The 19331-nt window shown below is 71.6% G+C and carries 21 protein-coding genes and 1 pseudogene; 7 read left to right on the top strand and 15 right to left on the bottom strand.

Going from position 1 to position 19331, the window contains the following annotated elements; genetic code table 11:
* Window positions 1-15 precede the first annotated feature (15 nt).
* From CRP51_RS09435 to CRP51_RS29135, 6 genes are all read right to left on the bottom strand, one after another.
* Complete coding sequence (locus tag CRP51_RS09435) at window positions 16-216, bottom strand: DUF397 domain-containing protein (RefSeq protein ID WP_097230581.1); 201 nt, start codon at window positions 214-216, stop codon at window positions 16-18.
* Between the two features lie 54 nt (window positions 217-270).
* Window positions 271-471, bottom strand: a complete 201-nt coding sequence (locus tag CRP51_RS09430) for a DUF397 domain-containing protein (RefSeq protein WP_097230580.1) — start codon at window positions 469-471, stop codon at window positions 271-273.
* 5 nt (window positions 472-476) lie between these two features.
* Window positions 477-1313: a helix-turn-helix domain-containing protein gene (locus CRP51_RS09425; RefSeq protein WP_170970485.1), complete on the bottom strand. Its 837-nt coding sequence runs from the start codon at window positions 1311-1313 to the stop codon at window positions 477-479.
* A 174-nt stretch (window positions 1314-1487) separates the two neighbouring features.
* Window positions 1488-1805 carry a helix-turn-helix domain-containing protein gene (locus CRP51_RS09420; RefSeq protein ID WP_097230578.1) on the bottom strand — a complete coding sequence of 106 codons (318 nt, stop codon included), beginning with the start codon at window positions 1803-1805 and terminating at the stop codon, window positions 1488-1490.
* Window positions 1802-2164: a type II toxin-antitoxin system RelE/ParE family toxin gene (locus tag CRP51_RS09415; protein WP_211367446.1), complete on the bottom strand. Its 363-nt coding sequence runs from the start codon at window positions 2162-2164 to the stop codon at window positions 1802-1804. Before CRP51_RS09415 ends, CRP51_RS09420 begins: the two co-directional genes overlap by 4 nt.
* Window positions 2165-2183: 19 nt before the next feature.
* Window positions 2184-2342, bottom strand: a complete 159-nt coding sequence (locus tag CRP51_RS29135) for a hypothetical protein (protein ID WP_170184633.1) — start codon at window positions 2340-2342, stop codon at window positions 2184-2186.
* 80 nt (window positions 2343-2422) lie between these two features.
* Between CRP51_RS29135 and CRP51_RS09410 the strand changes: the two are divergent.
* A pseudogene (locus CRP51_RS09410) lies at window positions 2423-2563 on the top strand (IMP dehydrogenase); the annotation flags it as partial.
* 82 nt (window positions 2564-2645) lie between these two features.
* Here the strand turns inward: CRP51_RS09410 and greA are convergent.
* Both greA and CRP51_RS09400 read right to left on the bottom strand, forming a co-directional pair.
* Entirely contained in the window at window positions 2646-3146 is a 501-nt protein-coding gene (gene greA / locus CRP51_RS09405) for a transcription elongation factor GreA (protein ID WP_097230576.1), read from the bottom strand.
* 211 nt (window positions 3147-3357) lie between these two features.
* On the bottom strand, window positions 3358-3777 hold the full coding sequence (locus CRP51_RS09400) for a DUF4307 domain-containing protein (protein WP_097230575.1): 420 nt from the start codon (window positions 3775-3777) through the stop codon (window positions 3358-3360).
* A 134-nt stretch (window positions 3778-3911) separates the two neighbouring features.
* On the opposite strand from CRP51_RS09400, the gene mca reads away from it, so the two are divergent.
* Both mca and CRP51_RS09390 read left to right on the top strand, forming a co-directional pair.
* Entirely contained in the window at window positions 3912-4784 is an 873-nt protein-coding gene (gene mca, locus CRP51_RS09395) for a mycothiol conjugate amidase Mca (RefSeq protein WP_097230574.1), read from the top strand.
* 3 nt (window positions 4785-4787) lie between these two features.
* Entirely contained in the window at window positions 4788-5018 is a 231-nt protein-coding gene (locus CRP51_RS09390) for a hypothetical protein (protein ID WP_097230573.1), read from the top strand.
* Between the two features lie 43 nt (window positions 5019-5061).
* On the opposite strand, the gene CRP51_RS09385 is transcribed toward CRP51_RS09390, so the two are convergent.
* From CRP51_RS09385 to ilvA, 4 genes are all read right to left on the bottom strand, one after another.
* Complete coding sequence (locus tag CRP51_RS09385) at window positions 5062-8418, bottom strand: tetratricopeptide repeat protein (protein ID WP_170970483.1); 3357 nt, start codon at window positions 8416-8418, stop codon at window positions 5062-5064.
* Window positions 8419-8709: 291 nt separating this feature from the next.
* A complete protein-coding gene (locus CRP51_RS09380; protein WP_484422040.1) occupies window positions 8710-9543 on the bottom strand; it encodes an ABC transporter permease in 834 nt (277 codons plus the stop codon).
* Between the two features lie 32 nt (window positions 9544-9575).
* Window positions 9576-10571: an ATP-binding cassette domain-containing protein gene (locus CRP51_RS09375; protein WP_097230572.1), complete on the bottom strand. Its 996-nt coding sequence runs from the start codon at window positions 10569-10571 to the stop codon at window positions 9576-9578.
* Window positions 10572-10804: 233 nt separating this feature from the next.
* Window positions 10805-12019: a threonine ammonia-lyase gene (ilvA, locus tag CRP51_RS09370; RefSeq protein WP_097230571.1), complete on the bottom strand. Its 1215-nt coding sequence runs from the start codon at window positions 12017-12019 to the stop codon at window positions 10805-10807.
* Between the two features lie 163 nt (window positions 12020-12182).
* On the opposite strand from ilvA, the gene CRP51_RS09365 reads away from it, so the two are divergent.
* Complete coding sequence (locus CRP51_RS09365) at window positions 12183-12749, top strand: MarR family winged helix-turn-helix transcriptional regulator (protein ID WP_097230570.1); 567 nt, start codon at window positions 12183-12185, stop codon at window positions 12747-12749.
* Between the two features lie 17 nt (window positions 12750-12766).
* Here the strand turns inward: CRP51_RS09365 and CRP51_RS09360 are convergent, their stop codons facing one another.
* A complete protein-coding gene (locus CRP51_RS09360) occupies window positions 12767-13927 on the bottom strand; it encodes a cystathionine gamma-synthase (RefSeq protein ID WP_097230569.1) in 1161 nt (386 codons plus the stop codon).
* A gap of 258 nt (window positions 13928-14185) precedes the next feature.
* On the opposite strand from CRP51_RS09360, the gene CRP51_RS09350 reads away from it, so the two are divergent.
* Both CRP51_RS09350 and msrA read left to right on the top strand, forming a co-directional pair.
* Window positions 14186-15322, top strand: coding sequence for a hypothetical protein (locus CRP51_RS09350; RefSeq protein ID WP_097230568.1), 1137 nt, complete (start codon window positions 14186-14188; stop codon window positions 15320-15322).
* Between the two features lie 45 nt (window positions 15323-15367).
* Entirely contained in the window at window positions 15368-16033 is a 666-nt protein-coding gene (msrA, locus tag CRP51_RS09345) for a peptide-methionine (S)-S-oxide reductase MsrA (protein ID WP_097230567.1), read from the top strand.
* A 291-nt stretch (window positions 16034-16324) separates the two neighbouring features.
* Here msrA and CRP51_RS28450 read toward each other — a convergent pair whose 3' ends face one another.
* Complete coding sequence (locus CRP51_RS28450; RefSeq protein WP_141514571.1) at window positions 16325-16804, bottom strand: hypothetical protein; 480 nt, start codon at window positions 16802-16804, stop codon at window positions 16325-16327.
* Between the two features lie 211 nt (window positions 16805-17015).
* On the opposite strand from CRP51_RS28450, the gene CRP51_RS09340 reads away from it, so the two are divergent.
* Entirely contained in the window at window positions 17016-17933 is a 918-nt protein-coding gene (locus tag CRP51_RS09340; protein ID WP_097230566.1) for a phosphotransferase family protein, read from the top strand.
* Between the two features lie 15 nt (window positions 17934-17948).
* On the opposite strand, the gene CRP51_RS09335 is transcribed toward CRP51_RS09340, so the two are convergent.
* Window positions 17949-19286 carry an NsdA family TPR-like regulatory protein gene (locus tag CRP51_RS09335; RefSeq protein WP_245880465.1) on the bottom strand — a complete coding sequence of 446 codons (1338 nt, stop codon included), beginning with the start codon at window positions 19284-19286 and terminating at the stop codon, window positions 17949-17951.
* Window positions 19287-19331: the final 45 nt, after the last annotated feature.

Below are 19331 nucleotides of genomic sequence, written 5' to 3'. Positions count from 1 at the left end.
GCGCGCTGGTTACGGTCAACGGCTGAAGTGATCGACGAAGCTTGCCCAGGCGGCGGCCGGGATGATCAGCGCCGCGCCGCCGGGCGTCTTGGAGTCACGCACGGGAACGATGCCCGGGTAACCGTCCGCCACCTCCACGCAGTTGTTGCTTCCGCCGTTGCTGTAGCTGGACCTGCGCCAGCGCGCGGTGTTCGGATCGGGGTGTGAGGCTCGCATAGCTTCCAGCCTTCCCGAGTCACGGTGCGGCGGAACGCCGCGCGCTGGTTTCGGTCAGCGGGCGAGGTGGTCGACGAAGCTCGCCCAGGCGGCGGCCGGGATGATCAGCGCCGCGCCACTGGGGGTCTTGGAGTCACGCACGGGAACCACGCCCGGGTAACCGTCCGCCACCTCCACGCAGTTGTTGTCGCCGCCGTTGCTGTAGCTGGACTTGCGCCACCGTGCGGCGTCGAGGTTGGGGTGGGAGGCTCGCATGGTCTCTAGCCTTCCTTCATCTGGGTGCGGATGAACTCCAGGGAGTCCAAGGGGGATAGCGCACGAGCGCTGATCTCATCGTAGGAGAGCTTCAACTGCTCCACCTCCTCCGGCTCCTCGATCACCTCGCCGCCCTTGGCGTGCTCCTGGTAGGCGGCGGAGGTACCGTCCGGGAGCCAGAGAAGAGCAACGGAGCCGCCCAGCAGATCGTGCAGCCCGGTACTCAAGGGCAACACCTGAATCGTCACATTGGGCAGCTTGGCGTCGTCGATCAGCCGTTGAAGCTGCCGGAGCCAGGCCGCTCGATCGCTCAACCGCCGCCCGAAGATGGACTCGTCCAGCACGAAGCGGGCATGGACGGGGGACTCCTCACGACGCACCTTCTCCTGGCGGCCGATCCGCAGCGTCAACTGGTTCGCCAGCTCTACCTCTTCCTCCGGGCGGTGGGGGCCGGACCACAGCTGCTCCCTGGCGTACTCCTCGGTCTGGAGGATGCCGGGAATCGTCTGTGGTACGTATCGCTGAATCACCCGGGCGATGCTCTCCAGCTCCATGTACCGCTGGTACCGCCCCGGATAAGCCTCTTCCTTCGCCAGCCACCACAGGTTCTGGAGGCCGCGCCCCGTCCCGTACACCTCGTCCAGCCTGCGGGCCGTCTCCAAGTCGCCGATGCGCTCGCCGCGTTCGAGTCTGTTCAGGTACGAGCGGTCGAACCGGACGCGTTCGGACAGCGCCCCGAGCGACAGGCCGGACTCCTCCCGGAGTCTCGCCAACTCGTCCATGAACCTCTTGCGGGCCGGAGCGGCGGGCTTGGCTTCCGGCTTTGCGGCGGTGGTGGCCATCAACTTCCCCCAATCGAAGGGCATCGCGAAACCCCTGGTCAGGGTAGCGCCTACAACTCAGTCTCGTAGTCGCCTCGTTACAGGAAGTTAAAGAAAACCGAGGACGTGCCGCCGCACACCCCTACGGAGAATCGCCCGAAAGTGTTTGTCCGACCTCCTGACGAACGCGGCGCGTCAGGCGATGGCTGCGATGTCGCCGTCGTCGAAGTAGATGGCCTGATGCAGCCGGCCACCGAGCGCGGTGGCGAACCGCGCGAGAACGTCCTGCCCGGACAGGTGGCCACGTTCGATCTGAGACACGCGCCCCTTGGTGACGCCCATACGGTCGGCCACGTCCTGCTGCGTCAACCCACGAGCCCGCCGCAGCTCCGCCAACCGCCGCCCGGTCATCTCCGCGAGCAGCGCCTCCCTGCCCTCCCGTACGGCGTCCTCTCCACCGGCACGGTCAACGTACTCGGCACGGATGTCCTGCCAACGGCTGTAGCCACTCATGTCGATCCACCTTCTTCCCGAGCTCGTTCCTTCAGATACGCGGAGTAGCGCTGTTCGGCCAGCGGAATCGCTTCCCTGTACCACTCATTCCACCGACCGGACTTGTCTCCCGCGACCAGCAGAATGCTGCTGCGCCACGGGTCGAAGACGAAGAGGATGCGCACCGTTCCCGGCCGCAGCTCCTTCAGGTTGGCTATCGACGAGTCATGGACGGTATCGACCAGCGGACGCCCCAGTCCGGGACCCCCGTCCGCAAGCGCGTCGAGCGCCTGCACCACACGAGCCAAGGCGGCTCCGTCCAGATTGTCGATCCACTCGCGGACCTCGTCCACGAGAAAGATCTCCCACTCGCCATCCACAGCCCGAGTATAGCAATCGCTATACCGGCGGCCCATCCCGCGGCACGGCGGCCTCGGCAGCCGCAGCCGCAGTCGTCGCCGACCAGGAGGCCAGCAGGTGCAAACGTTCCTCGTCGGCGGAGCCGGGCTCGGCCGCGTGGTCGGTGAGGCTGAGGCCGGGCTCGGCGAGCAGGTCCATGCGCCCGTTGCTGACGTACGCCGGACCCGCGGTGATGGCGTCGGGCGTCCAGCGCAGGCCGGGGTGCGGGGTCCGCGGCGCCGGACCTGATCGAACGGGTGCTGTCGGGCCGGATCGACCCGGGCCGGGTCTTCGACCTCGCCCTGCCCCTCGACCAGGTCGCCGAGGGCTACCGGGCGATGGACGAACGCCGCGCGGTCAAGGCCCTGTTGAGGCCCTGAACGCGGCGGCACGCCCCACACGCGGGCCCGGCGACGGGATACGGGGGCGCCGGCCCACGGCCGTGCCGTGGGCCGGGAGGGGTCAGGACGCCTGGTAGGGCTTGGCCTCCAGGACCTGGACCGAGGCGCTGCTGCCGTTGGGCAGCTCGTAGGTGGCGTTCTGGCCGACCTTCTTGCCCAGCACGGCGCCGCCGAGCGGGGACTGGGGCGAGTAGGTGTCGATGTCCGAGGTGGCGAACTCCCGGGACGCCAGCAGGAAGGTCATCGTGTCGTCCTTGTCGCCGTCGAAGGCGATGGTCACGACCATGCCGGGGGCGACCACGCCGGTGTCGGCGGGTGCCTCTCCCACCTGCGCGGTCTCCAGGAGCTGGGTCAGCTGGCGCACGCGCGCCTCCATCTTCCCCTGCTCCTCCTTGGCCGCGTGGTAACCGGCGTTCTCCTTGAGATCGCCCTCTTCACGAGCCGCCTCGATCTTCTTCGCGATCTCGACGCGGGCAGGACCCGACAAGTGATCCAGCTCCGCCTTCAGCTGGTCATACGCCTCCTGGGTCAGCCAGGTGACAGTGTCGCTGGTCTGCGTCACAGGTGCTCCTCGGGTAGCAAGAGGGGATAAAAACAAGGCCCGTCCCAGACATGTGCGCTCCTGGGCGGGCGGACCATCGATCGAAATATCGACTCTAACAACGAAACGGTCGATGTGCGGAAGGATTACCCTGCGCGCTCCGCCACAAACCCGGTACGGGTTGTGGCAGGTCACCGGGGGTCCGCGGGGGTCCGACGCCGCGCGCCGGCCGCTATTCCTCCTGGCCGGCCGCCGAGCACCCCATCAGCTCCGCCGACGTGGCGCGGGCCGTGGTGCGGAGGGTGACCGCCTCGTGGAGGCTGTCGTCCGGCTGGTCGAAGCGGAACTCGGCCCTGCCGACCTCCAGGCCGTCCTCCGCCTGCGCCCGCACCGTACAGACACCCTCGGTGTCGGCCGGTTTGCGGACCGCGAGATGGACGTCCACCTCCTGGTCGGAGGTCACCTCGAAGCCGGTCAGCTGGCCTGAGACGCGTTGCTCTCCGATGTAGGAGAAGCCGGCCCAGGCGACGAAGCCCACCAGGGCGACGCCCAGCACGAGCCCGACGAGCCGGAGCCGCCGGTCGCGCGCCCCGTCGTCGGAGGCGTCGCGGCCGTAGCGGCCCGCCGGTGGTCCGGTGGGGGCTGTGGTCACGGCTCCTCCTCTCGGTGTCGTCGGCACGGCGTGCTCGTGGTGCGGACCGGGAATACCGGTGTCCGTTCCATCCGTCACTATAGAAGGCGTCTCCGGGGCCGAGACGACCAGGACCGAACGACGAGGACCGAGCGTTGACAGAGCAACTGCGACTCATGGCGGTGCACGCCCACCCGGACGACGAGTCCAGCAAGGGCGCCGCCGCGATGGCGAAGTACGTGGCCGAGGGCGTGGAGGTGCTCGTCGCCACCTGCACGGGCGGTGAGCGGGGGTCGATCCTCAACCCCAAGCTCCAGGGCGACCCTTATATCGAGGCGAACATCCACGAGGTGCGGGCCAAGGAGATGGCCGAGGCGCGGGAGATCCTGGGCGTCCGGCAGGAGTGGCTCGGCTTCGTCGACTCCGGGCTGCCGGAGGGCGACCCGCTGCCGCCGCTGCCGGAGGGCTGCTTCGCGCTGAAGGACGTGGAGGAGGCCGCCGAGCCGCTGGTCCGGCTGATCCGCTCGTTCCGTCCGCAGGTGATCACCACCTACGACGAGAACGGCGGCTACCCGCACCCCGACCACATCATGACCCACAAGATCACGATGGTCGCCTTCGACGCCGCCGGCGACCCGGAGCGCTACCCGGACTCCGGCGCGCCGTGGCAGCCGTCGAAGCTCTACTACAACCAGGGCTTCAACAGGCCGCGCACCCTCGCGCTGCACGAGGCGCTGCTGGCGCGCGGCATGGAGTCGCCCTACGCGGAGTGGCTGGAGCGCTGGGACGACTCGGCCATGCCGGAGCGGCAGTTGACCACGCGGGTGCCGTGCGGCGAGTACTACCCGGTGCGGGACAAGGCGTTGATCGCGCACGCCACCCAGATCGACCCGGACGGCGGCTGGTTCCGGGTGCCGATGGAGATCCAGCAGGAGGTCTGGCCGACGGAGGACTTCGAGCTGGCGCGGTCCCTGGTGGACACCTCGCTACCCGAGTCCGACCTGTTCGCCGGTGTCCGCGACAATTGAGGCATGACTGATGTGACTCCGCTCGCCAAGGAGCTGACCGAGTACACGGTGACCCCGGGTGTGCTGGGCTTCGTCGTGTTCGCCGTGCTCGGTGTCGGGGTCTGGGTGCTGCTGAAGTCGATGAGCAGCCACCTGGGCAGGATCGACTTCGAGGAGAGCGCCGCGGCGCGCGACGGCGGCGAGCCGGCCGCCGACGAGCCCTCGGCCAAGGACAGGCCGGCGACCGCTTCCTGAGCCCCGCGCGGGGCTCGGGGAAGCCGACGCCGGCCCCGGCCGGTCAGCGCCCGTCCACCGGGTCGCCGCCGGCCGGGTCGTCGTGGGCGCGGTCGCCCGTCGGGGCGTCCGTCGCGCCGCCCTCGGGGGGCAGCACGCCCACGATGTCGCGGGCCGCGCGCCGGGGCACCATGCCCAGGCGCCAGGCGGACCAGCCCGCCTCCGGGCCCTGCTCGCGCTCCAGCATCAGCGCCAGGGAGTGCGCGGCGTCCGCGAGCCGGGGGTCGCGCGCCGGGTGCTCGGCGCGCAGCAGCTCGGCGAGCTCCTGCTGCGCCACCGCCTGCCCCACCTCCGAGCCGCCGGGCGAGGCCAGCGGCAGCAGCGTGCACCGCAGGAACTGCGCCCAGTCCGCGCCGCGCAGGTCGGGGCCGCCGTCGCCGTAGCCGGCGGTGAAGAGCCCCAGCGCCTCGTCGGTCAACTCCAGCGCGAGACCGAGCCGTTCGTTGCCCGCCTCGATCACGGCCAGCTCCAGCGCCGACCACGCCTCGCCGTGCGTGACGCCGATCCGCTGGTAGTCCCGCCGGGCGTCGGTCAGCAACTGGCGGGCGAAGCCGCTGTTGCGCAGCGAGCCCGTCTTCTCCGCGCGGCTGTCCCTGGTGACCCGGGCCGAGTGCTGCCGGGTGCAGGCCAGCCCGTAGACGTCCCGCATCCGGCTGAACATGGTGCGGGCGCGTTCCAGGGCCCGGACGGCGGCCGTGGTGTCGCCGGCCTCCTCCAGCGCCTGGCCCAGGTAGTACAGGGTCCACGCCTCGCCGCGCGCGTCCTCCGTCTCCTGGTGCCGGGCGAGCGCGGCGCGCAACTGGTCGACGGCCGCCGAGGCGTCCCCGTCGTAGACGCGGGCCAGGCCCAGCTCGCTGGCGGCCCAGGCCACGCCCCGCACGTCGCGGGAGCGCTCGTAGAGGTCGAGGGAGAGGCGCAGCTCCCGCTCGCCTTCCGCGATCTCGCCCTGCCACAGCAGGGTCTGCCCCAGCTGGAAGCGGGTCCACGCCTCGCCGTGCACGCTGCCGCTCGCCTGGTGCAGCGGCAGCGCCTCGGCCAGCAGCCGACGGGCGGAGAGCACCCGGCCGCACTCGCGCTCGGCGGCGGCCAGGGCGTGCAGCGTCCAGGCCCGGTCGCCGGCGAGCGCCTCGCCCCGCTGGAGGTCGAGCGCCTGGCGCAGTTTCTCCACCGACTCCCGCAACTGGCCCTGGTGTTGCAGGGTGATGCCGAGGTCCCGCAGCGCGCGGGCGGTACCGGCCTCGTGGCGCGCCTGCTGGTAGAGGGTGACGACGGAGGTCAGCGTGGAGCGCGACTTGTCCAGCTCGCCGAGCTGCCGGGCGGCGACACCGGTCCGCCAGCGGACGGAACGCGTCAGCAGCCCCTGGTCGACGGCCTCCGCCAGCTCGTTCAGCTCGCCGAGGCGGTAGAGGTCGCCCCGGAGCAGGCAGTAGTCGCACAGCGCGCCGAGCAGGTGCTGGACGGCCTGGCGGTCGACGCGCTCGTCGGCGTAGCGCAGGGTCGAGGTGATGAAGCTGGTCTCGTCGTCCAGCCAGCGCAGCGCGGCGTCCAGCGAGGCGAAGCCGTGGCCGCCGGCGGCGGCCGGCAGCATGTCGGCGCGGGTCGAGGTCTTGCCGTCGACCAGCCGGATCACCGTGTCGGCCAGCTCGGCGTAGCTGCGGATCAGCCGCTCCTGGGCGGCCGACACCTGGCGGTCGCTGTCCTCCTCGTACATCCGGGCGCGCGCGAACCTGCGGACCAGCTCGTGCAGGCGGTAGCGGTTGCCCCGGACATGGCTGAGCAGGCCGGCCTGGGCCAGCCGCTCCAACTGGTCGGCCGCCTCGCGCTGACCGACGTCCAGCAGCGCGGCGGCGGCGCGGGCACCGAGGCTGGCGCGGCCGGCGAGCGCCAGTCGGCGCAGCAGCCGGCGGGCGGTCTCGTCCAGGTCGTGGTAGCGCATCCGCAGGGCGCGCTCGGCGGGGTCGGCGGCCTCGTCACCGGCCGGGCCCCAGGCGGCGAGGTCGTCGGCGAGGGCGGTGGGCGAGCGTTCGTCGAGCGCCGAGCCGACCAGCCGCAGCAGGATCGGCCGGCCGGCGCACAGCTCGTTGATCTCGCGCCAGCCGCTCTCGTCGCGCGCGCCGGGCGCGATCCGGCCGCCGTCGGCGACGGAGGCGCGCAGCAGTTCCTCGGCGGCGTCGTCGTCCAGCGCCTCGATCGGCAGCTGGTGGACGGAGGCGGGGAACGAGGGGCTGATGTCGAGCGGCTCGGCCGCGGTGACCAGCACCAGCGAGGGGGAGCGCGCGGGGATCAGGGTGCAGACCTGCTCGGCGTCGGTGGCGTCGTCGAGGATGATCACCACGGGCAGGTCGCTGAGGTGCTGCTGGTAGCGCTCGGCGAGCCGGGACAGCTGGCCGGCGTCGGCGGCGCGGCCCGAGCCCTCGCGGAAGAGCAGTTGCTCGCGGGGGGCGCCGAGCCGGTTCATCAGGTGCAGCAGGGCGTCCCTGGTGGGCAGCGGGTCCTGGCTCTGGCCGCGCAGGTCCACCAGGCAGGCGCCGCGGAACAGCTCGCGGGTCTCCTGCGCGGCCCAGCCGGCGAGCGTGGTGCGGCCCGAGCCCGAGGGGCCGTGCAGCACGACGACGGTGGGCTGGGTCTCGGTGGCGGCGCGGTCGCGGTTGACCCACTGCACGATCTGGCCGAGGTGGCGGCGACGGCCGATGAAGGGCCGCTCCAGGTCGGCCAGCCGGTCGAAGGAGCGCCCGAGGACGGAACGGCCGCGGGCGCGGCCCGAGCGGTCCGTGGTGCGGGAGACGCGGCCGGAGCCCCGGGCGCCGCCGAGCTGGCGGCGGCGGGGCGCGACGGCGCGCTGCTGCTCCAGATAGGGGCGGATGCCGCGCACCTCGACGGCGGTCAGCCAGGCGAGCCGCAACTGTTCGACGCCGCCGGGCTGTTGGCGGCTGCCGGCGTGCCGTTCCGAGGACCAGAAGTGGGCCAGCAGCGCCTGGAGGCTGAAGCCCGCCACGGCGGCCAGCGCCACCAGCACGCCGTCGTAGAAGGCGACGGTCGCCGAGTCGTTGAGCGAGCCGACGAGCAGCACCGTGGCGAGGGCGGCGCAGAGCGCGGCCGCCGCGAGGCCGCCGAGGAAGCGGGGCGCGAAGCGGTCGGCCAGCCGGCTCGGCGCGCTGTCCTGCTCGGCCTCCCGGAAGGCCGCGTACTCCTCGCGCGCCGGACGCAGGATCTCGTCCAGCGAGCCGCCGGCGCGGCGCAGCAACTGGTCCGCCGAGACCCGCCCCTCCGAGCGGCGCTCCTCCTCCTTGGCCGCGTCGCGCAGCAGCCGATCGACCTCCGCGCGATGCCGCTCCTCCAGCGTCGCCGTCTCCACCGCCATCCGTCGTCCCTCCCCGTCGTCGTCCCGTCCGCCGGGCGCGCGCGGGGTCCCCGCGCCGTGGTCCGGCCACCGCCTGGTGCGTGGGAGCGCTCCTGAACGCGGGTCAACGCTCGGAGCGGCCCGGGAAGTTGGCCTGCCCCGGCGGACGGGGGCTCACGCCGATTTCGACCAAGTCGTTACCGGTACGTGGCGGAGTGGGGACGGCTCCCGGACGGCGCGGAACGCCGTGACCGTCCGGGAACCGGCGCGCGGGAGCGAGACCCCCGCGCGTGTGGTGACGCCCGGCGCGCGTCAGGAGGCCGCGCGCTTGTACTTGCGGACGGCCAGCGTGCGGAAGACCGCGATGATCAGGATCGACCACAGCAGCGACGCCAGCGCCGGGTGCTGCATCGGCCAGGCGTCGGGGGCCTCGTAGTGCGGCGGAAGATTGCCGAACAGCTCGCGGGCGGCGAGCACGGTCGCGGAGAACGGGTTCCACTCGGCGACGGGCTGGAGCACCGACGGCATGTTCTCCGAGGGGACGAACGCGACCGAGACGAAGGTCAGCGGGAAGAGCCACACCAGCCCGCCGGAGGTCGCCGCCTCCGGGGTGCGCACGGAGAGGCCGATCAGCGCGCCGATCCAGGTGAACGCGTACCCGAGGAGCAGCAGCAGGCCGAAGCCGGCGACCGCGTCGACCACGCCCTCCCGCATACGCCAGCCGACCAGCAGCGCGACCAGGGCCAGCACCAGCAGGATCACCGCCGTCTGCACCAGGTCGGCGAAGGTCCGCCCGGTGAGCACCGCGCCGCGCGCCATGGGCAGCGAACGGAAGCGGTCGATGATGCCCTTCTGCATGTCCTCCGCGATGCCCGCGCTGGCGCCTGCGGTGGCGAAGGTGACCGTCTGGGCGAAGATGCCGCCCATCAGGAACTCCCGGTAGGCGCCCGAGTCGTTCCCCGCGCCGGGCAGCGTGATGGAGCCGCCGAAGACGTAGGAGAACAGCACCACGAACATGATGGGCTGCACCAGGCCGAAGATGACGACCTCGGGGATGCGCAGCATCCGCAGCAGGTTGCGCTTGGCGACGACCATCGAGTCCCGCCAGCTCTGGCGGAACGAGACCCGGTCCCCCGGCCTCGGGATCGGCTTCGGGCTCGGTTCCTGGGCGGTGATGCTCACTTCTCCCCCTCCTTGCCCGTCGCCTCGTCGGTGGCGGGCATCCCGTTCTCCTCCTCGGCGCCGTGGCCGGTGAGCGAGATGAACACGTCGTCCAGCGTGGGCCGGCGCAGCCCGATGTCGTCGATCTCCACGCCCTCGCCGTCCAGTTCGCGGATCACCTCGGCGAGGAGCTTGGCCCCGCCGGCCGCCGGGACGCTGAGCTTGCGCGTGTGCTCGACCAGCGTGGTGTCGCCGTCCCCCAGCCGCCGCAGGATCCGCTCGGCGACCGGCAGATGCTCGCGGGCGTGGACGACGACCTCGACCACGTCGCCGCCGCTGCGGCTCTTCAGCTCGTCCGAGGTGCCGCGCGCGATGACCTGGCCGTGGTCGACGACGGCGATGCTGTCGGCCAGGTGGTCGGCCTCCTCCAGGTACTGCGTGGTCAGCAGCAACGTGGTGCCGCCGGCGACCAGTTCCTCGATCACGGCCCACAGGGCCATGCGGTTCCTCGGGTCGAGGCCGGTCGTGGGCTCGTCCATGAACATCACCGGCGGGCTGATCACCAGCGCCGCCGCCAGGTCGAGGCGGCGACGCATCCCGCCCGAGTAGGTCTTGGCGGTGCGGTCACCGGCGTCCGCCAGGTTGAACCGCTCCAGCAGCGCGTCCGCCCTGCGGCGGGCGTCCCGCGCGGTGAGCTGGTAGAGCTGGCCGACCATCTGGAGGTTTTCCCGGCCGGTCAGATAGTCGTCGACGGCGGCGAACTGGCCGGAGAGCCCGATGGACCTGCGCACCTCCCCCGGATGGGTGACGACGTCGAAGCCCGCGACCTCCGCGCGGCCGCTGTCCGGCCGCAGCAGGGTGGTGAGCACGCGCACGGCGGTGGTCTTGCCCGCGCCGTTGGGTCCGAGAAGGCCGAGCACCGTCCCCTCGGGTACTTCGATGTCCACGCCGTCCAACGCGCGGACGTCGCCGAAGGTCTTGACCAGACCCTCGGCGTAGATGGCGGCTGGCATGAGGTCTCACTCTCGATCAGGTCTGGGTGGCCAGGGTGGCCCGAACGCACGAGGGTCGCCACTCTAGAACAGACGCGATGTATCGCGATAGTTCTTAAAAGGGAACGCGGTCCCGTCGCCGTCCGCCGCACCGTCATCCACCCACCCCGACCACCAGGAACCCCCGTCTCCCACGACCCGCCCGCGCGGCGCCGGCGCACCGCCGCCGCCCACCGCGGGGAGCGGAACGACCGTCAGGACAGGACGCCGTACCCGGACTCGCGCAGCGCGACGACGACCTCGTCGCAGTGGCGCGGCCCCTTCGTCTCCAGCCACAGCTCGACCTCCGCCTCGCTCACCCCGAGCCGCGGATCGGTCCGCACGTGGTGCACCGCCAGCACGTTAGCGTCGACCTCCGACAGCACCCCGAGCAGCGCCGCCAGCGCGCCCGGATGGTCGGGGAGCCGCAGCCGCAGCGAGAGGTAGCGGCCGGCGGCGGCCATCCCGTGCCGCAGGGTCCGTTCCATCACGACGGGATCCACGTTCCCGCCCGAGAGCACCGCCACGACCGGCCCCTCGAACGCCTCAGGCTCCGCCAGCAGCGCCGCGACCGGCGCGGCGCCGGCCGGCTCCACGACGAGCTTGGCGCGTTCCAGGCAGTGCAGCAGCGCGCCCGAGAGGGCGCTCTCCGAGACGGTCCGCACGTCGTCGACCAGCTCGGCCACCAGCTCGAACGGCACGTCCCCCGGCCGCCCCACCCGGATGCCGTCGGCCATGGTGGCCGCCCCCGGCAGCGACAGCGGCCGGCCGGCCGCCAGCGACCTGGGGTAGGCGGCGGCGCCCTCGGCCTGCACGCCGACGATCCGCACGTCGGGCCGGCGCGCCTTGATCGCCAGCGCCACGCCGGCCAGCAGCCCGCCGCCGCCGACGCTCATCACCACGGTCCGCACGTCGGGGCACTGTTCCAGCAGTTCGAGGCCCAACGTGCCCTGCCCCGCGACCACGTCCGGGTGGTCGAAGGGGTGGATGAAGACCGCGCCGGACTCCCTCGCGTAGGCGGTCGCGGCGGCCAGCGTCTCGTCGACGACCTGCCCGACCAGCCGCACGGAGGCCCCGTAGTCGCGGGTCGCGGCCACCTTCGGCAGCGGGGCGCCGACCGGCATGAAGACCGTCGAGGTGACGCCGAGCAGCGAGGCGGCCAACGCGACGCCCTGCGCGTGGTTGCCCGCGCTCGCCGCGACCACCCCGCGCTCCCGGTCGGGCGGCGTGAGGGCGGCGATCCGGTTGTAGGCGCCGCGCAGCTTGAACGAGCCGGTGCGCTGAAGGTTCTCGCACTTCAACAGGACCGGCGCGCCGACCAGTCGACTCAGGTACCTGCTGCCTTCGAGGGCGGTCACCCGGGTCACCCCGGAGAGCGTCTTCTGGGCGGCGAGCACGTCCTCCAGGGTGGGCCGGCGTTGCGTGGACATGGCACCAGTCTCGCAGGCCACTCCCCCGCCGGCGCCCGGGGACGCCGCCACCGGCGGCGGCTAGGCTGGAGGGCCCTCCGGGCGCCGCACCGCTCGTGCCGCCCGCATGTGTTCCCCCGGCACGCCCGCCCCTCCCCCATTCCTCCCCGCGAACCAGACGGACATGACGACGCCTGAACCCACCGCTCCCCAGCCCCCGCCGCCGGCCGCGACCGACGGAAACGATGACGCGCGGGACGATGACGCGCGGAACGACGACGCGCCGGGCGGCGACGCGCTGCTTGACGCGTTCCAGCACGAGGTCGCCGTCTTCGGCCGCAGGGCCGAGCAGACGCGGCTCGGCGGGCTGGGGCCGGCCCGCAACTCGATGGACCGCGCCGCCTATCTGCTGCTCAGCCGGCTGGAGGCGGACGGCCCCCTCGGCGTCAAGGCGCTGGCCGGCGCGATGGGCATCGACTCGTCCACGGTCACCCGCCAGGTCGCGCCGCTGGTCGACGCCGGCCTGGTCCGCCGCGCCCCGGACCCGGAGGACGGGCGCGCGGTGCTGTTGCAGCTCACACCCCCGGGACGGGAACGGCTGGAGGAGGTGCGCGCCTCCCGGCGCGCCCTGATCGCGCTGCTCACCGAGGACTGGAACGAGCAGGAGCGCGCGGACTTCCGCGCGCTCCTGTCCCGCTTCAACGCGGCGATCGCCCGCTTCCACGGCCGGGACCTCGACCCGCGCCCGTGACCCGAGGGGGCGGGCGCTCAGACCGAGTTCAGCGCCTGCCGCAGGTCCGCCAGCAGGTCGTCCGCCGACTCGATGCCGACCGAGAGCCGCACCAGGTCGCCCGGCACCTCGAGCGCCGACCCGGCGGCCGAGGCGTGCGTCATCCGGCCCGGGTGCTCGATCAGCGACTCGACGCCGCCCAGCGACTCGCCCAGCGTGAAGACCTCGGTCCGGTCGCAGACCGCGACCGCCGCCTCCTCCCCGGCCGCGACCCGGAACGACACCATCCCGCCGAAGTCCCGCATCTGCTTGCCCGCCGTCTCGTGGCCCGGGTGCGAGGGCAGCCCCGGGTAGCGGACGTCGGCGACCTTCGGGTGCGCGGCCAGCATCTCGGCGATCCGGGCGGCGTTGGCGCTGTGCCGGTCCATCCGCACCGCGAGGGTCTTGATGCCGCGCATCACCAGCCAGCTGTCGAACGGCCCGGCGATCGCGCCCATCGCGTTCTGGTGGAACGCCAGCTCCTCCGCCAGCGTCTGGTCCGAGGTGACCAGCGCGCCACCGACCACGTCGGAGTGGCCGCCGAGGTACTTGGTGGTGGAGTGCGCCACCACGTCGGCGCCCAGCGCCAGCGGCTGCTGGAGATAGGGGCTCGCGAAGGTGTTGTCCACCACCAGGCGCGCGCCGGCGGTGTGCGCGATCTCGGCGATCAACGCGATGTCGGTGATGCCCAGCAGCGGGTTGGAGGGGGTCTCCACCCACACCAGCTTGGTCTCGGGGCGGATCGCCGCCCGCACCGACATCGGGTCCGAGGTGTCGGCGACCGACCAGGCGACGCCCCACCGTTCGACGACCTTCGCCACCAGCCGGAAGGTGCCGCCGTAGGCGTCGTCCGGGATCACCAGGTGGTCGCCCGGCCTGAGCACCGTGCGCAGCAGGCAGTCCTCGGCCGCGAGCCCGGAGGCGTACGCCAGCGCGCGGGAGCCGCCCTCCAGCGCGGCAAGATTCTCCTCCAGCGCGGTGCGCGTCGGGTTCGCGGAACGGCTGTACTCGTAGCCGCCGCGCAGCCCTCCGACGCCGTCCTGCTTGTAGGTGGAGACCTGGTGGATGGGCGGGACCACCGCCCCCGTCAAGGCGTCGGGCTCCTGCCCGGCGTGAATGGCCAACGTCTCGAAGCGCCGCCCCACATGCTGCTCGTTCATGGACCCACGGTAGTGGCCTTACGGTGGGGTCAGGGACCGGGAACGCCCGTTCGCGGCTCCGGGTCCGCCGGCGGCATAGGGTGTCCCTGTCCGCCGGTACCACCCGTTCCGGCACCACCCGTTCCGGCACCACCCGTTCCGGCACCACCCGTTCCGGCACCACCCGTTCCGGTACCACCCGTTCTGGTGCCGCGCCACGCGCGCGGTACCCGCCTTACCCGCAGCGCCGCACACCGCACGAGGGGGAGCGTCTCCGCCATGGAAGCCCTGATCCTGCTGATCGCCCTGACCGCCGTCTTCGGCGTGCTGGTGCTGCCGGCGCTGCGCCGCCGCCGAGAGCGGCAGGAGTTCGAGCGGGCCGCCGCCCAGGCGGACGCCGCGACGGCCCGGGGCGGCGGGGTCTCGCTCGGCAAGGCGGGCGACGCCGCGGGGCCGAGCGCCGGGCTCGTTCCCGTCGACCAGCTCGACCTGCGGCTGCCGGGACCCGACGACGCGCTGGTGGAGGCGTTGGACGAGGTGCGCGCGACCGGCGGCTGGCGTCCCGCCGGGCAGTTGCTGGCGCTCACCGACGACAGCGAGCTGCGCTGGCAGCGTGTGCAGTCGCTGGCCGGCGCCGCGGCGATGGAGCTGGCGGAGTGGCGGGCGGCGGGCGGCGACCCGGAGAAGGGCCGGCCCGGCGCGGGCTGGCTGCGCGACTGGCGCACCGAGGAGCCGCGCGACCCGGGCGGCGCGCAGGTCTACGCACAGTTCCTGGTCTGGCAGGCGATGGCCGACCCGGGCGCGGCCGAGTACCGGATCGTCCTGGAGGAGGCCCGCACCGTCTGCGAGGAGGCCGCCGGGCTGGCCCCGGACGACCCGGTGCCGCACATCGTGGAGCTGGCGATCGCCCGCGGGCTCGACTACGCGCGCGAGGAGTTCGACGCCGTGTGGCGCCGGGTGACCGAGCGCGAGCCCCAGCACATGGGCGCCCACCTGGCGGCCCTGCCCTACCTCTCCGAGAAGTGGCACGGCTCGCGCAAGGACGCCGAGGGCTTCGCGGCGGCCGCCGCCGGCTCGGCGAAGCCGGGCAGCCTGCTGCCGGCGCTGCCGCTGTTCGCGGTCTACGACCATCTGCCGGACCTCCAGCACTCGCCCGGCATGTACCAGGGCGCGGTGGTCATGGACGCGATCGAGGCGGCGCAGTTCGCGTTGAACAACGTGCGGGACGACCACCCCGTGCGGCCGCACGTGCACCATCTGTTGCTGTGTTTCCTGGTCCGCGCGGAGCGGTACCCGGAGGCGGCGGAACAGGTCAGGGCGATCGACGGTTATGTGGGGGCGATCCCCTGGGTCGACGGCGAGAACCCGGCCGCCGAGTACGCGGCCTACCGGGCCATCGCCATCGCCGGCCGGTAGCCAGCCGGGCGGGACCCGCCCGAGGAGCGAGGAGATACGAGGAACATGCTGTACACCACCTTCAAGAACCGGCTGCCCACCGCCGAGGAGGCCCTCCCCGGCCGCGAGGAGCGCCCGTTCGCCGTGCCGTCGACCCACACCGTCCTGGGCAACGCGCTGCTCGGCCCCTACCCCGAGGGCCTTGAGGTCGCCGACTTCGGCCTCGGCTGCTTCTGGGGCGCGGAGCGGCGCTTCTGGCAGACGCCCGGCGTGTGGACCACCCTCGTCGGCTACCAGGGCGGCGTCACCGCGCACCCCACCTACGAGGAGGTGTGCAGCGGCATGACCGGGCACACCGAGGCGGTGCGGGTCGTCTTCGACCCGGCGAAGGTCTCCTACGAGGAGCTGCTGCGGGTTTTCTGGGAGTCCCACGACCCGACGCAGGGGATGCGCCAGGGCAACGACGTCGGCACCCAGTACCGCTCGGCGATCTACACCCACTCCCCCGAGCAGGAGCACACGGCGGAACGTTCCCGCGAGGCCTATCAGCGCGTCCTGGCCGACTCCGGCTACGGCCCCATCACCACCGAGCTGGCCCCGGCGGAGCCGCGGCCGTTCTATGTGGCGGAGGGCTACCACCAGCAGTACCTCGATCGCAATAAGACGGGGTACTGCGGGCTCGGCGGCACGGGGTTGTCGTGCCCGGTGGGGGTGGCTTCGGCGGAGCGCTGAGCCTGACCGAGGGAGGACGACGGCCCCCGGGGTGTACTGACCTCGGGGGCGAGGCGTGTAAGTGATCCCAAATCACCGGTTCACAGGTTCTCGCCTACGAGCATGGGCAGACGAAGGTAACCGACCCCAAGCCGCCAAGCGCAATGATTACACCTAAACCGCATCGTTAGCCCTGCCGCGATCAGCCCGGCGCCGAGAGCGAGGCCCGCCAACGTAAACGCCGCAATGACCGCTACTCAGCGCCTCACAATTCTACACATTTCACGATCCGTGAACTTTCGATTGAAGGCGTCAACGCTTGCGATGCAATTCAACACGCACCGCCGCTTGCATCCTCCTCATGGTCGCGTTTAGGTCACCCTCTTCATCCTGCACCCGAGTCCAAAATGTTTGCGCATCGGACGGGTCGACCGCCCTCCCGTAATCGCTCGTTACCGAATTAAGTTCCCGAAGGTGCTCAATTAAACTCCGCGCAATGGGTAAAATATCCCCATTATTCGGCGCCGCAAGCTCAATCTGAACATACAGATCTCGCAGCTCTTCGATAGCTGCAGCAGCTTCCAGAAATGCATCACCCCTGCGATTCCGACCTAGAAGTCGCGCGCATTCTTTTGCCGTGAATATAAATCGCTCACACGCCTCTCGACGCATCTCCCAAAGGGCTTGGTTTTTCTGCGAGGTAGCATTTTCCTCACGCGTTAGCATGGCCGCACATAACGTGGCTACGGCTCCGATAACTGCGGCTAGCACGGCCGCTGTCGTCTCAGACATACTCCAGATACTTCCAGAAGGACGAGCAACCAAACCTGGTCGCCTGCGGACCTATGAACCGGTTAGCTCCGGGCAGGTTGAATACCGCTCCGGAGCCTAGAATGGGCCTCTACCTCGGCGCCCTGGGTACGGTCGTCCTAGCGATTGTCGCGCGACCGGTTGCCCTGCGTGCGCGTGATGGTCTCCGTCGTTCGAGGGGAGTTGGTTCGGGATGGCGTCTGCCGGGGACGGGCGGTCCGTGGGGTTCTCGTCCGTAGGGGCGGAGCGGGTCGCTCAGGCCGCTTGCAAGGCGGTGGGGCTCGACGGGGCCGGGGCCGAGTTGGTGCGGTTCGGGGAGAACGCGTTGTTTCGGTTGGCAGCACATCCGGTGATCGTGCGGGTGGCTCGGTCGGTGGACTACCTGGGGTCGGTGCGGACCGAGGTGGGGGTGTCGCGGTGGTTGGCGCGGGAGGGGTTCCCGGCGGCTCGGGTGGTGGAGGACGTGGAGCAACCGGTCGTGGTGGACGGGCATCCGGTGACGTTCTGGCATCTGGTCCGGGAGGGGGATCGGAAGGCCACCTACGGGGAGTTGGGCGGGGTGTTGCGGGATCTGCACGCGCTGACGCCGCCAGATGTTCTCGAACTGGCTGCGTACCCGGCGTTCGGGCGTACCGATCTGCGGGTGGAGCGGGTGACCGGGATACCCGAGGACGACCGGGAGTTTCTGCGGGCGCGGGGGCGGGAGCTGCGGGAGGGGTTGGCCGGGTTGCGGTTCACCTCGCGGAAGGGCCCGGTGCACGGGGACGCTCATGTGCAGAACCTCATGGTGGACGCCTCGGGCACGGTGTTGCTGATCGACTTCGAGAACTTCAGCTTCGACCACCCCGAGTGGGATCTGATGGTCACCGCGACCGAACACCACAGCCTCGGTTGGCAGTCCCGCGAGCAGTACGCCGACTTCGTGGCCGCGTACGGGCGGGACCTGGGCGACTGGGAGGGGTTCCCGGTGCTGCGGGGCATCCAGGAGTTCCACATGACGACCTGGCTCATGCAGAACGTCGGCGAGAGTGCGGCCGTTGCGGCGGAGTACGAACGGCGGATCGCCTCGCTGCGCGACGACGACGCGCCCCGGAACTGGCAGCCGGGGTAGACCCGTTACTCGACGTTACTCGTCCATCTCCGTCATGGCGACGTGCACGCGTTCGTTGAACTCCCGGACCGTCGGATTCGTCGCGTGCGCCGAGACCTCGCGCTGGAAGTCCCTGACGTAGCGCACGAAGCGGGATGACTGGAGCGCGTCACCGGCCTCGACAGCGAGGGTGGCCGTGGTGGCGGCGGCTTCGAGTTCGCCGTTGAGGAGATGGCTCTGCGCGAGGACGAGCCGGCAGAAGCCGAGCGTGCGGGCGTACTTGGGGTCGGTGAGAGCGACGGCGCGTTCGGCGAAGCGCACGGCTTCCGCGCCCTGGCCGAGGTCCCGGAAGCAGTGGCAGAACTCGCCGATCATCTCGGCCTCGTCCATGTAGGCCAGCCAGTCCGGGTCCTCGCCGGTCTCGGCGCGCTCGAAGTGGCGCTCGGCCTCGTTCATTGCGCGCGAAGCGCCCCTGACGTCCCCGGCGGTGGAGAGCGCGCGGGCCTCGTGAGCCGAGAACAGGGTCATGGCGCGGGGTGTGGACCGCCCCTTGCCTCCCTCAACCGACGCGCGGGCGAGGCGAACGGCGCGGTCGGTCTGGCCGAGGTAGTTGGCCTGGTGGCTCATGTTGGTGAGGATGCGGGCGCCCATCATGCGGTCGTCCACGACCTGGGTAAGCCGCAACGTGCCCAACAGATACCGGTCGGCCAGCGCGTGGTTCCCGGTGTCGTAGGCGCTCCACGCGAGGAGTTGGGCGATTTCGGCTGCGGCCCCGAAGAGGGCGTTGCCCACCTTCTCGCTGTAGTGGGCGCGGAGCAGCGGAAGTACGTCTTCGCGGAAGTAGTGCCGCAGGGCGCGGTGTCCGTGGCCGCCGCCGAACTTGAAGTCGAGCTGCATGAACATCTCGGCGGCCGTGCGCACCGCCGCGACGTCGCGCATCCCGACCCGTCGGGCGTCTTCCCCGGCCGGACGTAAGCCGTCGGGCCGCGACACCAGCCAGGAGAGCGCCGCCCCGTTCACCTCGGCGTCCGGGAGCAGCGTCGAGCCGCCCTCCCCGGGGTCGGGGCTGGTGTGGCTCAACGCCTCCATGGCGTCCAGCGCATCCGGCAGGGAGTCGGCGTAGGCGGCGCTCGGAGCGGCCGGTGTGGGAGCCGTGGACAGGGCGGGGAAACCGAGGTCGGCGGGGCTGAGTCGACGCCGCAGCTTCTCGCCCAGAGCGCTCGCGAGGAACGCCGCCGTCTGTGGCTGGATTCCGCTGCCGTTGAGCCAGCGCTGTACGGCGACATGCGTCGTTCCGAGGTGTATGCCGCGTTGTCGCGCGACGTCCTGGACGCGCTTGGCGAGGCCCTTGTTGGAGACGCCTGCCTCTCTCATGAGGGCTGCCAAGCGGTGGTTGGGCTCCCTGGCCATGCTCCCCCT

The organism is Streptomyces zhaozhouensis, assembly GCF_900230195.1.
GTDB classification, from domain to species: Bacteria; Actinomycetota; Actinomycetes; order Streptomycetales; family Streptomycetaceae; genus Streptomyces; species Streptomyces zhaozhouensis.
Note: the sequence above shows the minus strand (reverse complement) of the source record. Positions and strands in the feature narration are given on the sequence as shown.